The following is a 14,902-nucleotide window of genomic DNA, read 5'->3' as shown; positions in this document are numbered from 1 at the left end:
CCCGTGCAAAAAGACCGTGCCAGTGACCTTCACCAACCAGGGGAGAACCTAGGAGCCTGCTTTTTCGGAGATTTCCTTCAGCGCCGCCTGAAGGCGGCCATCGGCATCGTTGGCGACCTCGCGTGTCGCGTCACCCGGGCTGAGTTGGACCATGGTTTGCGGGTCGATGGCCTCAATGGTGGTTTCCTTGGCATCGGGGGCGCGACGCACCACGACGTTGCACGGGAGCAGCGCGCCCAACTGTGGTTCGGCGGCGATGCCGCGCTGGGCCAATTGCGGGTTGCAGGCCCCGAGGATGATGTAGTTCCCCACGGCGTCCCCGGCTTCCTGGCCCAGCTTCCGGGCGAAGGTCTCCTTCACGTCAATCTCCGTCAGCACGCCGAATCCCTGTTCCGCCAAGGCGCCGCGGGTCCGGTCGACGGCGTCTTGCCATGACAGCGCGACGGTGATGGCGTGGGTGTACGTCATGGTGTTTCCCCTTGGGTTGTCGTGCGGAGGCCGGCCAGGGCGGCTGCGGGTCCCGCCACGGCGGGACTCTCGGTTCCGTGCCCATGCTACGTGTTGGGCCGATCGCGCGGAAGCATTGCCAAGGTATCGCCGGCATGGAAGGGCGGTGAAAGCCGTTGGTGCGTTTCATACATGCGGACCGCGACAACCAGGGACGCGGCTGCGCTGAGGGCGGCGGCCATCCAAATGGCCGCGTGCAGCCCCATGAGGTCGGCAATGATCCCGCCGGCGATGGCACCGACGGCGTATCCGAGGTCGCGCCAGACCCGGTAGACCCCCACGGCCCGTCCCCTCCAAGCGGGATGGGCGACGTCGCCCACGGAGGCCAGCAGCGTGGGGTAGACCATGGCGGTTCCCGCTCCGAGCAATACGGTTCCCGAGGCCCAGGCACCAAAGCCGTCCCCGAGCGCGATGATCGCAAGGGCTCCGGCCTGGACCAGCATGCCGGTGGTGATGAGGTGTTTGCGTCCGATCCGGTCCGAGAGAGCGCCGGTGGCCATTTGGCTGATGCCCCAGACCCCGGGATACAGGGCGAAAAGCAGGCCGATCTGGCCCGTGCTGAGATCCGCGGTGGCGAACAGGAGGGGGAACAGGCCCCAGGAGAGGCCGAAGTTCAGGTTGTTCATCAGGCCGGCCAGGCTTGCCGAGGACAAGGCAGGTTCGCGGAAGCTGGTCAGGGAGAAGATTTGGCGGTTGGATAGTTTGGCGTCCAGGCCATGCCGGGCGGAGGTGCCCCGGGCGGCAATGTTTCCGGCATCCAGGAGGGCATGTGGGTGGGTCTCCCGGACGAAAAGGCCCGACAGCAGCAGTGCCAAGGCGGTGTAGGCGATTCCCAAGAGGAAGGGCGCCGGACGCAGCCCGTACTGTTCGGCGAGGTATCCGGCCAGCAGGGACGTGGCGGCCACGGCACCGTAGCCCGCGGCCTCGTTCAGTCCCATGGCCAGGCCGCGCTGGGCCGGGCCTACCAGATCGATCTTCATGATGACGGTGGTCGACCAGGTCAGGCCTTGGTTGATGCCCAGCAGAACGTTCGCGGCGACGACCCAGCTCCAGTCCGGGGCGAAAATGAGCATGAGCGGCACCGGGATGGCGAAGAGCCACCCGGCCAGCAGCACGGGCTTGCGTCCGTAGCGGTCCGAGAGGGTCCCGGCGAACCAGTTGGAGGTCGCCTTGGCGATCCCGAAGGCCGCCACGTAGGCAAACAGGAACGTGTATCCGCTCAGGCCGAACTCCGCGTGGGCGAGCAGTGGCAGGACGGTTTGTTGCTGTCCAACCATGCCCCCGACCAGCGCGTTGACCGCGACGAGCAGGGTGAACTGCGCCGCGTTGGCGCGCAAACCCAAGATGGGGAGCGCCCTGGTGGTGGACTGCTTCATGCTCGGTCTCCTGGTGTGCTGGGGCTGAAAGGCCGGACGGCGATGAGCCGGCGGTTAGTGGGCTTCGGTTGCCGTGGTGGTGGCGGGTGAACCCAGGGACTTGCGTCGCAGGGGGCATGCGGGGATGGCAAACCAGCACAGGGCCGCGGCCGCGGCGATTGCGGTGGCCGCGAGGCCCAGGATGAGGTTGGCGGGGGAGGGTAGTTCCTGGACGAGGACGAAGACGCCCATGGCCAGGACGAAGAAGCCAAAGCCCTTGCGCAGGGCCGCTTCGGGGATGCGTCCGGCCAGGCGTGCGCCGAGGAAGGAGCCGAGGATCGCGGCGGCTGTGACTCCGCCGACAAGTGTCCAGTCCAGGGTGACGGTGGTGAGGTAGCCGCCGAGTCCGGCGAAGGACTTCATGGCGATAACCACCAGCGAGGTGCCGACGGCGACGGGCATCGACAGGCCGCCGAGCAGGGCGAGTGCCGGAACGACGAGGAAGCCGCCGCCGGCACCGACGAGCCCGGTGACCAAGCCGACGACCAGGCCCTCGATGATGACCTTGGGCACCGGCAGATCCCCCTGGTGGGGTGCGCCTGCGGGGTTCTTACGGCCGCGGATCATGGCCAGGGAGGTGGCGACCATCATGAGGGCGAAGGCGATCATGAGGATCGTTCCGGGGATGTGTCCGCCCAAGAGGCCGCCGCCGAAGGCCCCGGCCATGCCGGCGGCGCCGAAGACGAGTCCGGTGCGCCATTGCACGCGCTTCTTGCGGGCATGAGTCACGGCGCTGACCGCGGAGGTCGCGCCGACGACGAAGAGCGAGGCGGCGATGGCTTCCTTGGGGTTCATGCCGGCGACGTAGGTGAGGATCGGGACGGTGAGGATGGACCCGCCCCCGCCGAGCAGGCCGAGGGAGATCCCGATCAGCACCGAGAGCAGGAGGGTGAGTGCGAGGGTGAGGGTCATGGAGGTGGCCTTGTCTGGGAAGGAAGGGCAGGGGACGCGGGTGGGGTTGGCGCCGGGGTATGGCTTTAGGTGACGGGCAGGCCGGCACGTTGCCAGGCGGTCATGCCGCCGGCCATGGTGTCGGCGGTGAATCCGGCGCCGGTGAGGGCGTCGGCGACGCGGGCGCTGCGGTTGCCGCTGCGGCAGATGACGATGACGGGGCGGGTCCGGTCGATCTCCCCCAGGCGGGTGTTGAGCTCTCCCATGGGGATGTGGATGGCGCCGGGGATCATTCCCTCGGCGACTTCGAAGTCTTCGCGGACGTCAAGGACCTGGTCCGTGGCACGTCGCTGGTCGGTGTCGGTGATGGTGATTTCGGGCATGGTCTGCTCCTTCGGGGGCGTGTTCAAGCGGTATGTGGGTGCTTTCCGGGCCCGGATCAACGCGACCCGGGCCCGGAAACCGGGTGTGTGCTAGGACTTCTTGGGGGGAAGCTGGGCGAGGACCGATGCACGGGTCGGCTCGTTGCCGGTCTTGTTCCACGGCATCTTGGCCAGGGCCTTGCCCATGGCGCAGGTGTTGGTGGCCGCGGAGAAGGTCAGTCCCGCCCCGATGACCCCGGCAACGGTGCGGATCTGCGGGGACAGGAACTTGCCCCCGGCCAGGCCGGCGATCACCAGGGAACCGGCGGCCATGCGCACCTGGCGTTCCAGGTCCCAGCGCTTGGAACCTTCCACGGTCCGGCCGCCGGCCTGCTTGTAAGCCGGGACGCCGCCGGCCAGGACATGGGCGTTGCCGAATCCCACTGACGCGAGGTTGGTCTTGGCTTCGGTGGCGCGCACGCCGGATTGGCAGACCAGCACCACCTTGGTGTCAAGCTTGGCCGCGAGTTCCTCGGTGTGTTCGGCCAGCAACGGGAGGGGGACGTTGTAGGAGCCCAGGATGTGCAGGGATTCGAATTCGGCGGCTGAGCGCACGTCAAGCACCACAACGTCGGAGCCAGCTGCGATCCAGTCCTTGAGTTCTTCGGGGCTGGTGGTCTGGGGAATGGGGTTCATGGCTTGTGGGCCCTTTCTGCCGGGCATGGCGCCCGGCCGGTCCCGCATCCGGAAAGGGGGATGCGGGACCGGGAATACGTGGAATTTATGGGTGAGGGATGGGTGGTGGAGAACCTAGGCGTTCTGCATTTGCTTCCAGTCTGCCCAGCCGGCGTAGCTGCCCTCGAGCTCGACGACGTCGAACCCGGCCCGGCGCAGGGCGGAGGCGGCCACGGAATTGCGGACCCCGGACTGGCAGTAGCTCACGATCACGCCGTCGGACGGAAGGTTCTCGGTGTGCCAGAGCACGCGTCCGGCGCTGAGCTGTTCGGAACCCGGCACGTGCCCGGCGGCGTGCTCGGTCTTGTTGCGCACATCCAGCAGCAGGGCGGCATCGAACCCTGCCAAGTCGGCCGGGGAGATCGTGCGGGGCACGTAGACCGGCAGGCCGTCCAGGGAAGTGAGGTATCCGGCGACCTTGTCGATGCCCACGCGGATGAGGTGGTCCCACATCTCGGTTGCGCTTTCGCTGTTCGGGGCCAGGAGCACCAGCGGGCGTTGGTCGGTTTCCGGGTCCACGGCCCAGGCGCCGTAGCTTGCGGCCTTGGTGCCGGCCGGGATATTCAGTGCCCCGGCGACGGTGCCCTGATGGACCTCGGTGTGGTGGCGGGTGTCGACCACGCCGATGTCATCCGCGGCCAAGGCGGCCGCGACGTCCCCGGTGGCCAGTTCGGCCAGCGGTGCGCGTTCGCCCAGGATGGCAGGGCCCTGGCGGTTTTCGCGCTTCATCCGGCCAAAGTAGGCGTGCGCGTCGGGCTGCCCGTCAAGCAGTGCCTCGACGAACCCCGCCTCGTCGTTGGCCTCCAGGTACGGACCCCACCAGGCGAAGCTGCGCTCATATCCGACGGTGGAGGACGGGATCGCGCCCAGGGCCTTGCCGCAGGCGCTGCCGGCACCGTGGCCGGGGTAGACCTGTACGTAGTCGGGCAGGGTCAGGAACTTGTTCTTCAGCGAGACGAACAAATCATGCGCCCCGGCGAAGCGGGTGTCGGTGCCGCCGGCGGCCTCATCGAGCAGGTCCGGACGGCCCAGGTCCCCGGAGAAGACGAAGTCACCCGAGAGCAGGAAGCCCGGCTTGTCGCTGAAGGCGCCGTCGGTGACCAGGAAGGAAAGGTGTTCGGGGGTGTGTCCCGGGGTGTGCAGGGCCTTGACAGTGATGTTGCCCAGCGTGATGGTGGACTGGTCGAGGAGGCGTTCTGCCTCGAATTCGTATTGCCAGTCGTCTCCGCCCTCGCCCGAAACGTAAATGGCCGCATCGGTGGCGGCGGCAAGTTCGCGGGTGCCGGAGAGGTAGTCGGCGTGGATGTGCGTCTCGGTGACGGCGGTGATCTTCATTCCGTTTTTCGCTGCAAGGTCCTGGTACACCTGGATGTCGCGGCGGGCGTCCACCACGAGCGCTTCCCCCTTGGCTTGGCAGCCGATGAAGTAGCTGGCCTGTGCGAGGTCCTCGTCATAGATGCGTTCGAGAAGCATGGTCTCTCCTTTGTTTGTCTGTTCATCGTTTATACCCCAGGGGGTATGCGCTTCAACTAAAACGATAATACCCCGGGGGGTATGTGTCAAGAAGTCCATCGACCACACCCAGGGCCGCTTGCCCACAAAAAACGGCGATCGACACCATCCCCCATGGTGTCGATCGCCGGAAAGCATGCAGTGACTCGGCCTAGCGGCCAAAGAGGCGCGCGAAGAATCCGCCTTCCCTGCCGGCCTTCTTCGGGGCATCGGGGTGGCAGGAGCAGCGTTCGCTGCGCGGCACCTGGGCCATGACCTGCTTGACGTGCTGGCCGCATCCGGCCCAGGTGGTTTTCTGGCATTTGCGGCATGTGGTGGCGCGGCACATAGGGTGATTCCTCGGGTCTCGGGTTATCGATGGGGCTCGGGTGCCCCTCTGTGTTTGAGTATGACACATACCCCATGGGGTATTCAGAATCTCGGCCGATGACATGTCACAGAAACCCCCGGGGGTATATGATTGAGGCAACCTACACCCGGGAGGGACCCACCATGGAACTTGAAGCGGACACCATGAAACCGGCCATCAACAGGCTCAAACGAGCCCAGGGCCAGCTGAACGCGGTGATACGCATGCTGGAGGAAGGCGGTGACTGCCGCGCGGTGGTCACCCAGCTTTCCGCCGCTTCGAAGGCCATCGACCGCGCGGGGTTCTCCATCATCGCCACCGGGCTCGAACAGTGCCTGAAAAGTGAGGATCCCACCGCCGACCGCGCCGACATGGAAAAGCTCTTCCTCTCGCTGGCCTAACGCACCCACCCGGCGGTCGCCTTCCCCGGGCATTAAGCACAGCACTCCGGCGGTCTGGCAGCGCCCATGCGCGAACTTCGGCATCTCGGCGGCTTGGCAACCGCCAGGGCATCATTCCCCTAAACCCATCAGTCGCTGCGCCCTGAGTGGCGGCATCTAATGTAGTTGCTTCATCCAGCGGCCCGAAGACGCAACAGCAAAGTCCAGAAAACACGGTCACTAAGCGTTGTGTCATGGGCCGAGGGGTCTTCCCGGAAGCGACTGGTTCCGGTGAACGGCAGGTCGAGCGTGGCAGAGGCCTTTCGGTCAGACATGGACTCCCGGGGGCCCGCAACCCGGACTCCTGGACAGGCTTTGGCCGGTGGGGCTACTTGGCCTGCAGGTCCTGGATGAAGGCTTCGGCCCGGCTGAGGTTCAGTGCCAGCTTGTCCAGCTTCGCGTTGGCATGGGCAATGAAGCCTTCAAGCCTGGCCCGGGCCTCCGGATTGTTCGTGTCGTCGGCCAGGGCGTCGACCGTATCGAGCAGCTCGCCCATTTCCTCCAGGCTGAATCCCAGCGGTTTCATGGAGCGGATCACGAGCATGCGCTGCAGGTCGGAGTCGGTATAGATCCGAAAGCCCCCCTCGCTGCGCGTGGTTGCCGGAAGCAGGCCGACCTCGTCGTAGTGGCGGATGGTGCGCTGGGACAGGCCGGTGGCCTCGGCCAGGTCCCCGATGTGCATCGTCTGGCCAGCCTTGATGGGTCGGGTCGTTTCATCCATAGGGGTCTCCTTCTTCCTCGAATTTCAACCTTACCTTTACGTTAAGGTAGATTTGAAATCACTTGATGCGCTGCCACGGCCATTCCTAGTCGCGGCCATGCATTGCACAACGCAATGGCGCACACACCCCACTGATTCTATGTAGCTGAGCGCCAGAGCGCGCCGACCCCCTGAACGGAGCCACCCATGGCCACGAAAACCACCCCAGGACACCCGGTCCTGGCCCCGGAGGAACGCCAGTCCGTCGTACGCACCCTCAGGTCCCCGCGCCTGCTCAAGACCGAGGTCCTGGCCGGGCTGGTCGTGGCGCTGGCCTTGATTCCCGAGGCCATCGCCTTCTCCATCATTGCCGGCGTCGATCCCCGTATCGGGCTGTTTGCCTCCTTCACCATGGCCGTGTCCATCGCCTTCCTCGGCGGGCGGCCGGCCATGATCTCCGCCGCCACCGGCGCCATTGCCCTGGTCATCGCCCCGCTGGTGAAAAGTCATGGCGTGGACTACTTCATCGCCGCAGTCATCCTGGCCGGGATCCTCCAGATCATCCTGGCGCTGCTGGGCGTGGCCAAGCTGATGCGCTTCATCCCCCGGCAGGTGATGGTCGGATTCGTCAACGCCCTGGCAATCCTGATCTTCATGTCCCAGGTCCCCGAACTGCTCGGGGTCCCGTGGTTGGTCTACCCGCTCACGGCCCTGGGCCTGCTGATCGTCTTCGGCCTGCCCAAGATCACCACCGCGGTCCCCGCGCCCCTGGTCGCCATCGTGGTACTCACGCTGATCGCCGTCCTGGCATCCCTGGCCGTGCCGACCGTCGGGGACAAGGGCGAAATGCCCGAAAGCCTGCCCTCGTTGTTTTTGCCCAACGTTCCGTTGGACCTTGAGACCCTGCAGGTCCTGTTCCCCTACGCTTTGGCCATGGCCTTCGTGGGACTGCTTGAATCCCTGATGACTGCAAAACTCGTCGATGACGTCACCGACACCCGGTCCAACAAGACCCGCGAATCCTGGGGCCAGGGCGCGGCAAACATCATCACCGGGTTCTTCGGCGGCATGGGCGGCTGCGCGATGATCGGCCAGACCATGATCAACGTCAAGGCCTCCGGCGCCCGCACCCGCATTTCCACCTTCCTGGCCGGGGCGTTCCTGCTGATCCTGGTCGTCGCCCTGGGGGATGTCGTGGCCTTGATCCCGATGGCAGCACTGGTGGCAGTGATGATCTTCGTGTCCGTGACCACCTTCGACTGGCACAGCATCAAGCCCTCCACGCTGCGCATGATGCCCAAGAGCGAAACCACCGTCATGCTCGTCACCGTCATCTTCACCGTCGCCACCCACAACCTGGCCATCGGCGTCGGCGTCGGGGTCCTGACCGCGATGGTCCTCTTCGCCAACCGGGTCGCTCACCTGGTCACCGTGGAACGGCGCATCGAGGAGCACTTCGGGGAACAAATTGCCAAGTACGAAGTCAACGGGGAACTGTTCTTCGCCTCCTCCAACGACCTCTACACCCAGTTCGACTACGTCGAGGATCCCAACCGCGTGGTCATCGACCTGTACAACTCGCATTTGTGGGACGCATCCACCATCGCTTCCCTAGACGCCATCACCGCCAAATACGCCAAGTACGGCAAGACCGTGGAGATCGAGGGACTGAACGCGGCCAGCCTGAAAATGCGCGAACGCATGGCCGGGAAACTCGGAGCGGGGCACTAAGCGTCTATCCCCTCCGAGCCCGTGCTCATTCGGCCAATTAGCACTGCAAAAACCACGCCATTTATCGCTGCGATTCACAGGCTGGACACCAGGCTGGGGATGTCTGGAATTTGGCATGGAAGCCTAGATAGGTCCTGTCGTGAGGCGTACGCGGGGGTAGTCGGTCCAGTCGTGGCCGCTGTGGGCGCTCCAGCGTTCCGCGGCATAGACGGAGATGCCCAAGAGTTCAGCCAAGACCGAGGGCGGAAGGTCGCGGGCGAGGCTCATGAGTGCAACGTTCCTGGCGGCGCGAAGGCTGATGCCTCTGCGCGCGAGTGGTCCCCTGATCGTCGCGGTCGTGAGGTGGCGGCCTGCTCGCCGACCCTTGAAGATCCAGATGTTGCTCTCCCGGCCCGAGGTGGTTCCGGAGTCCAGAAGCCGCCGTAGCAACGCGCCCAATGCTGAGGGAAGCTTGATCGGTTCGGTTCCCAGCGAGAGATAGATCGTGTCGCCCTCCAACGTGACGGCATCGCGTCGAAGCGAGACGACGCGGGTCAGAGCCGTTCCGTAGATGATGGCAAGCAGCCCGCCGACGCGCACCTCCAACCGAAGGTCCTCGGAGGTGAGCAGATCCTTTGCCCAGGCCCATCGTTCGTCCTCGGTAGCACCCGAGGTTCCCAAGCTGCTTTTCAGGTATTCGCTGCGCAGGCGCGTCAATCCCTGGGCGCCCGCCCAACGGATGAACGGCGTGAGTTGTTTGCCGGCCCTGCCGCGTGTTGCCACATAGTCGTCGAAGGTGCGCTGGGGCACGGTGCCCAGATCGAGACCGCGGTCATTGAGCGTGTCGAGCAGATTACAGACCGCGATCAGGTGGGCCTTGGATTGCCTGTGGCGGAGGCTTTCGTCCGTGGTGCCTAGATGCGCGGCATCGACAAACCGCGGATTGACGATCCACGCGGCATATTGCTTGAGAAGCGATCGGTTGGCTAGGTTGGGCAGGGCGGCGAAGTATTCCTCTTCCCACACTTCGAGCCGAATGCGGTCGAAATTTTCGGTGGGGACGACCCCGGATTCCATGAGCAGGGCGGCGAGATACCCGGTCGCACCCCCTGCTCGGTGTCCGGCTATCGCGCGCAGCGAGATGGGGGCGTGGCCGGTGGCCATGTCGTGGACGACGCGCGCCATCGGGCTGCGTCGGATCCAACTGATCACCGCGTCGGCGTTCTCCGGGTTCCTGAGCAGGTAGTGCTCAAGGGCCGTCAGCTGGGGATGAGTGGTGCCCTCGTCATCGGAGATGAGAATTCGAAGAAGCCGAGGTGCAACGCAAATGGTGCAGTAGTTTCCTTGGAGTGGTCGTTGGTCGTTGCCGCATCCGGCACATTGGCCCAGGTCGAATTGGTTCGCGCAGTGAGGGCAGACGGGTCCCTCTTGGCGGAGGTAGGGGGCGATGCGGTATTCCCCGCAGCGGGAGCAAGTGCGGGGGCGTTTGCGCAGCGACTGGTAGCAACGCATGCACAGTGGTGTGTCTTCCTTCCGTGTCATGGTGGGGCGGATTTCTCCGCAATGGGAGCATGCCGTGGAGGGGGAGGTATAGCATCCCTTGCAGACCGGCCCGGAGGCGCTTCGGACGACGGCGGTTCCGGGTCTTGCGCAGATGCTGCAGATTTCCCGGCTGCGGGGATCACGTCGCCAACAGGGCGCGCAATAGGGTTTGCCATCGATCATTCGGTGTCCGCCGCGGCGCACCTGATGGCAGGAGGTGCAATCCGGGGTGGTGGCGGGACGGTTGCACGATCCGCATCGCTTCCCTCCCTGGCCGTCCCGGTGTGGAAGGTTCTTGGCCAGCCCGCAGGAGGAACAGCGGGGCAGCTGGATGTTTTCGTAGCCTCGCGCGCGCAGGTCCTTGATCAGGCGGTACGCCGTCGGGGAGGCATCCGAGCGGCCCGAGGGGCGAGTTCTAGCGGTCGTTGCAACACCCCAGATCTTTGGGAGTTGCAACGACCGTGTCGTCTTTAACGAAGAAATCACCAACCGATAAGAATCCTTCAACGCCCCGGAAGTACTCGGCCGAGGACCACGACCGATTCCTGAGTGTCTTGGACCGGACCCGGAACGTATCTGCTGCAGCCGCGGAGCTCGGGTTCAATCCAAATAAGTGCTACCAGTGGGCCCGCGAACTCACCCCAGGCATCAAATCCTCAGTCCATGGCGCCCGCGGCAAGAAGAAGGCCAAATACACCCAGGAGCAGAAAGACCAGTTCTTCACCGCGCTGGCGCGACTTGGCAACGTTTCGGTTGCCGCCCGCGAGGTCGGTATCCCCGCAGGCACCTGTTTCCAATGGGCATACAAGTCCGGAGCGGCCGTGAAGGGGACCCATGCCGGGAAACGGGAAGAGTTCCTGCGACTGCGCGGCACCGGTCTATCTCGCCGGGAGGCTGCCATGTCCGTTGGGGTTCACGTAACCACGTCAAAGGAATGGGACGCCGGCATTCGCAAGACCGGCGACCGACGCTATTACCCGGACGGTCGGGTTGTCGACTACAAACAAGGGGTGACTACTTATAATCCAGTCGAGGGTTCGTCCTTCATGGCTCCGTTTCCAGGGCTTGCCGCGCTGGAGAAACCAATCAGCGACCGCTACCTCTCCCTTTCCGAACGCGAGCAGATCCGAGACCTGCTCGCGGTCGACTCCTCGATGCGTGCCATCGCCAGGGCGCTAGGACGGCCGGTCTCGACGGTGAGCCGGGAGATCCGCCGCAACACCGGTCCCAACGGCTACCAGCCCTATGCTGCGCACCGTGCAGCGGCCAAACGCCGACCACGACCCAAGACCAGCAAGCTCTCTTGCGAGGGAACCTTACGAAAATACGTGGGGGCCAAGTTGCTTCTAGGCTGGTCACCGGAGCAAATCAGTAACAGGCTGAGGAAGATGCTCCCCGACAGGTTGGAGTTTCACGTGTGCGCTGAAACGATCTATCAGGCTCTCTACTTCCAGGCCCGTGGCGGTCTCAAGCGAGAGGTGGCCACAGCGTTAAGGACCGGCCGAACTCGCCGCAAGCCACGCACCGATCCGGAGAAGCGCACCAGCCGGTTCCGGGACCCGATGATCAACATCTCCGAGCGTCCCGCCGAAATTGAGGACCGTGCCGTGCCAGGGCACTGGGAAGGGGACCTGATCACGGGGACGCTGAATCAGTCCGCGATTGCGACTCTGGTCGAGCGAACTACCCGTTTTGTCATGCTCGTTCACCTCGACGGTGATCACACCGCCGCAACCGTTCGCGACGGCCTGATCAAGAGCATGGGTGGGCTGCCCGAGCTGCTGAGAGGGTCCCTGACCTGGGACCAGGGCGCCGAGATGGCGACGCACAAGGCTTTCTCCATGGCCACGGACATGGATGTCTACTTCTGCGATCCAGCCAGCCCCTGGCAGCGCGGATCCAACGAGAACACGAACGGGTTGCTGCGCCAATACTTCCCTAAAGGAACTGACCTCGGCGTCCATGGTCCCGAGGAACTCGAGCGGGTCGCTCGCCTGCTCAATGGACGTCCACGCAAAACGCTCGGCTGGGATACCCCGACCGAGCGCCTGCGTGAACTACTGTTGGCAGCCTAGCCACCTGGTGTTGCAACGATCCCTAGAATTCAAGAGGTGAGCAGGTCGGGTTTTAATGCCAGTTCGCGGGCGAAGCGGGTGCGGGCCTTCGCCCCGCCCGCCAGGAGAGCAGCCGAGGCAATGACCGAATCGGGCAACTCCGGCGCCTCTTTCCTGCACGCGTGGACAATCTGGGCAAGGGCCACGTCGGGGTCCACCGGCAGCGAATTCATGCGCCCTGCGGGGCCTGTGGCGGGCGGTGGATCCTGGCAGGCTTCGGCCGCAGGTTTCCGATGGAACCACGGGTCGGTTCACCGGAGACGGCAACGGATTTCTCCTCCACGACGCGGACCTCGATCAGGTCCGAGACCGTGCAGTTCAGCGCGGCACACACCGCGCCGATGAAGCTCAGGTTCGCCCGCTCGGGTGTCTGGGTAACGAGCCGGAACACCTGTTCGCGGGAGAGGCTGACGCCGTACTCCTCAAGCAGGGGGATCAACTCGGTGGTCTTGAAGAGCCCTTGGTCCGCCATGATGCGGCGCAAATTCCAGGTGGTCTCAACATGTTTGGTCATGTCAGCTCCAGGGTGTTGAAGCGGCCCAAGGCGTCCGCCAGGATTCGGTTCTTGTAGTCGCCGCTGACGGAGGTGTAGATGGCCGTCGTTGAGGAGTGCTGGTGGCCGACCTGCTCTTGGACGAATCGATCGGCATAGCCGTATTCGATCAGATGCGTGACATAGGAATGGCGTAGGCAGTGCAGCGTCAGGGCGGGGTCGAGGCCGGCTTCGCGCCGCAGGGCGGTGAACCGCCGGTCAATGTACTCCAGGGAGACACGGGTTTTCCGTTCGGTGGGCCAGAGCGCCGGCAGGTCGCCGGGTGAGAACAGTGCCCTGCCTTCGTCGACCCATTGCCTCATGCCGTCTATCCACCATGACAGTTCCGGGACGAGCAAGACGGTCCGGCGTTTCGGCACGCTTCCCTTGCTCGCCTTGCCCCATCGAACATGCATGGCGGCGTACCGTTCCCACTCGGGGACACGGGCATTGCGGTGAAGGTCGTGGAGGTCCAGGCCCCGAAGTTCGGCCCGTCGCAGTCCGAAGGCATAGGCGGTCTTGAACATCTGAGCGTCCCGCAGTGCTGCCAGCGCGCCCTTCCGTCCTTCACGGATCGAGGATTCAACCCGTGAATCCGCATAGTCGAACAATGTCTGTATCTCATCGAATGTCAGTGCCCGCCGTGCCGGGCGCCCTTCGTAGTCCGCCACGTGTTTCGTCGTGTTCCATGGCAGGCAGATCTGGGAGGGCGTGTTCCCGAATTGGGACTCGCAGATCTCCACCCAGTCATAGTCGGGGCTGATCAGGTAGTTGCAGAAAACCTGCAGGATCCCTTGCCGTTGCCTGATGGTCGAAAGCGCAAGTCTCTTGGAACGCATGGAGCTGGTGTATTCTTCCAGGTCGGAGGCTTGCCACTGCCACGGGTAGGTCCCTGCATACTCGCCGAAGTTCCTGACGGTGGAGGTTCGGCTTTCAATGGTGGCGTCGGCCAGGCTTCGGCTTCGTTGCTGTTGCTCCCAGGAACCGAGCATGGATTCGTAGACCGCTTCATCTGGATGAAGGGCCGCGGTCCCGGAATCGAGGGATAGCACGTTCCGGAGGTTGCTGACGTCCAAGAATTGTTGCATCTAATCGATGACTGTATGAATAGATGCAACAACTGTCAATGGCCAATTCAACAGGTCAATGGTTAGGCTGAAGTCCCCGGCGCTGCTTCCCGAGCTCTTGGGCTATTGGCTACGGGTGAATACGTATCCAGTTGCATTTTATGCAACAGTCCATGCTTGAATACCCTGGCCAAGCTTTCAAACCAATGCGCCAAGAAATTTCGAAACCTGGGCGGGGTCTGCGTGTGGGATGCCGTCACTTTGGAGGACCGCGAACAACTCCTGGGCCGACTGCCCACGGTGGAAATCTGGGGCATCGGCCCCCGCCTGGCCAAGCGGCTGATGGGCCTGGGGATCCGGACCATGAAAGACCTGCGCGACGCCGACGCGGTGATGCTGCGCAACCGCTTCTCGATCGTCATGATGCGCACCGTTCTCGAGCTGCGGGGAACCCCTTGCATCCCCATGGAAGAAGAACACGAAATCAAGGGACAGCTGATATTCAGCCGCTCCTTCTCCACGCCCATCACCGACACACACGGCATGGAGCAAGTCCTGGGGATCTACGCCGAACAGGCCTCCGCCCGCCTGCACAAGCATCAGCGGCAGGCCAAGGTGCTCACTGCCTGGGCCATGACCAGTTACTACAACACCAACGATTCCCACCAGCCCGCAGTGACCGTCGCCCTTCCCGGCCCGACCGCGGACCCGCTGCTGCTGACGCGCGCGGCCAAGGCGCTGCTTCCCAAGATCCTGGACGGGGTGAAGTACGCCCGGGCCGGAATCGTGGTGACCGATATCCGCCCGACCGGCGCCCAAGAGACCTTCGAACCGTTCGTGAATGCCCACGAGGCCAAGGAAATCGGCCCGCTGATCCAGAAGATCAAGCAGCGCCACGGAGTGAACGCGGTCGGGCTCGGCCTGGCGGGAATGAAGACCGGCCCCGAGTGGACGATGCGCCGGGACATGATGTCGCCGCGCTACACCACCCACTGGGACGAGCTGCTGACCGTGCACGCCAGCTGA

The 14,902-nt window shown here is 64.3% G+C and carries 16 protein-coding genes; 4 read left to right on the top strand and 12 right to left on the bottom strand.

The annotated features are described in order from the left end of the window. Positions 1-48: 48 nt before the first annotated feature. The 7 genes from ABD687_RS11915 to ABD687_RS11885 all read right to left on the bottom strand — a co-directional run bounded on the left by ABD687_RS11915 (position 49) and on the right by ABD687_RS11885 (position 5,750). On the bottom strand, positions 49-468 hold the full coding sequence (locus ABD687_RS11915) for a DUF302 domain-containing protein (RefSeq protein WP_007273057.1): 420 nt from the start codon (positions 466-468) through the stop codon (positions 49-51). A gap of 86 nt (positions 469-554) precedes the next feature. Further along, positions 555-1,883, bottom strand: a complete 1,329-nt coding sequence (locus ABD687_RS11910) for an MFS transporter (protein WP_310290935.1) — start codon at positions 1,881-1,883, stop codon at positions 555-557. Positions 1,884-1,937: 54 nt separating this feature from the next. Then, positions 1,938-2,834 carry a sulfite exporter TauE/SafE family protein gene (locus ABD687_RS11905; protein WP_149619545.1) on the bottom strand — a complete coding sequence of 299 codons (897 nt, stop codon included), beginning with the start codon at positions 2,832-2,834 and terminating at the stop codon, positions 1,938-1,940. A 65-nt stretch (positions 2,835-2,899) separates the two neighbouring features. Beyond that, positions 2,900-3,196: a rhodanese-like domain-containing protein gene (locus ABD687_RS11900; RefSeq protein WP_047117791.1), complete on the bottom strand. Its 297-nt coding sequence runs from the start codon at positions 3,194-3,196 to the stop codon at positions 2,900-2,902. Positions 3,197-3,286: 90 nt separating this feature from the next. Then, positions 3,287-3,871 carry a rhodanese-like domain-containing protein gene (locus ABD687_RS11895; protein WP_071214387.1) on the bottom strand — a complete coding sequence of 195 codons (585 nt, stop codon included), beginning with the start codon at positions 3,869-3,871 and terminating at the stop codon, positions 3,287-3,289. Between the two features lie 114 nt (positions 3,872-3,985). After that, the gene (locus ABD687_RS11890; protein ID WP_310290943.1) at positions 3,986-5,383 is read right to left on the bottom strand and encodes an MBL fold metallo-hydrolase; all 1,398 of its coding nucleotides are present in this window, start codon (positions 5,381-5,383) and stop codon (positions 3,986-3,988) included. A gap of 190 nt (positions 5,384-5,573) precedes the next feature. Then, complete coding sequence (locus ABD687_RS11885) at positions 5,574-5,750, bottom strand: hypothetical protein (RefSeq protein WP_310290946.1); 177 nt, start codon at positions 5,748-5,750, stop codon at positions 5,574-5,576. 164 nt (positions 5,751-5,914) lie between these two features. Between ABD687_RS11885 and ABD687_RS11880 the strand changes: the two genes are divergently transcribed. Further along, positions 5,915-6,172: a metal-sensitive transcriptional regulator gene (locus ABD687_RS11880; protein ID WP_022876876.1), complete on the top strand. Its 258-nt coding sequence runs from the start codon at positions 5,915-5,917 to the stop codon at positions 6,170-6,172. Positions 6,173-6,539: 367 nt separating this feature from the next. Here ABD687_RS11880 and ABD687_RS11875 read toward each other — a convergent pair whose 3' ends face one another. Further along, entirely contained in the window at positions 6,540-6,932 is a 393-nt protein-coding gene (locus ABD687_RS11875) for a MerR family transcriptional regulator (RefSeq protein ID WP_071214385.1), read from the bottom strand. Positions 6,933-7,118: 186 nt separating this feature from the next. Between ABD687_RS11875 and ABD687_RS11870 the strand changes: the two genes are divergently transcribed. After that, on the top strand, positions 7,119-8,642 hold the full coding sequence (locus ABD687_RS11870) for a SulP family inorganic anion transporter (RefSeq protein WP_071214384.1): 1,524 nt from the start codon (positions 7,119-7,121) through the stop codon (positions 8,640-8,642). A 123-nt stretch (positions 8,643-8,765) separates the two neighbouring features. On the opposite strand, the gene ABD687_RS11865 is transcribed toward ABD687_RS11870, so the two are convergent. Beyond that, the gene (locus tag ABD687_RS11865; protein WP_310290956.1) at positions 8,766-10,163 is read right to left on the bottom strand and encodes a hypothetical protein; all 1,398 of its coding nucleotides are present in this window, start codon (positions 10,161-10,163) and stop codon (positions 8,766-8,768) included. 899 nt (positions 10,164-11,062) lie between these two features. Between ABD687_RS11865 and ABD687_RS11860 the strand changes: the two genes are divergently transcribed. Then, positions 11,063-12,238, top strand: a complete 1,176-nt coding sequence (locus ABD687_RS11860; RefSeq protein ID WP_425566782.1) for an IS30 family transposase — start codon at positions 11,063-11,065, stop codon at positions 12,236-12,238. Positions 12,239-12,267: 29 nt separating this feature from the next. Here ABD687_RS11860 and ABD687_RS11855 read toward each other — a convergent pair whose 3' ends face one another. The 3 genes from ABD687_RS11855 to ABD687_RS11845 are packed head-to-tail and all read right to left on the bottom strand — an operon-like array spanning position 12,268 to position 13,885. After that, complete coding sequence (locus tag ABD687_RS11855) at positions 12,268-12,450, bottom strand: hypothetical protein (RefSeq protein WP_310290958.1); 183 nt, start codon at positions 12,448-12,450, stop codon at positions 12,268-12,270. Beyond that, entirely contained in the window at positions 12,447-12,791 is a 345-nt protein-coding gene (locus tag ABD687_RS11850; protein WP_302263505.1) for a helix-turn-helix domain-containing protein, read from the bottom strand. Before ABD687_RS11850 ends, ABD687_RS11855 begins: the two co-directional genes overlap by 4 nt. Further along, on the bottom strand, positions 12,788-13,885 hold the full coding sequence (locus ABD687_RS11845; protein ID WP_310290961.1) for a tyrosine-type recombinase/integrase: 1,098 nt from the start codon (positions 13,883-13,885) through the stop codon (positions 12,788-12,790). The genes ABD687_RS11850 and ABD687_RS11845 overlap by 4 nt, the downstream gene beginning before the upstream one ends. 168 nt (positions 13,886-14,053) lie before the next feature. Here ABD687_RS11845 and ABD687_RS11840 point away from each other — a divergent pair, with 168 nt between their 5' ends. Further along, the gene (locus tag ABD687_RS11840) at positions 14,054-14,902 is read left to right on the top strand and encodes a DinB/UmuC family translesion DNA polymerase (protein ID WP_310290964.1); all 849 of its coding nucleotides are present in this window, start codon (positions 14,054-14,056) and stop codon (positions 14,900-14,902) included.

The sequence above is a fragment of the Paeniglutamicibacter sulfureus genome, assembly GCF_039535115.1.
Lineage (GTDB): Bacteria > Actinomycetota > Actinomycetes > Actinomycetales > Micrococcaceae > Paeniglutamicibacter > Paeniglutamicibacter sulfureus.
The sequence above is the reverse complement of the archived record's forward strand: the minus strand, read 5'-3'. Positions and strand labels throughout refer to the sequence as shown.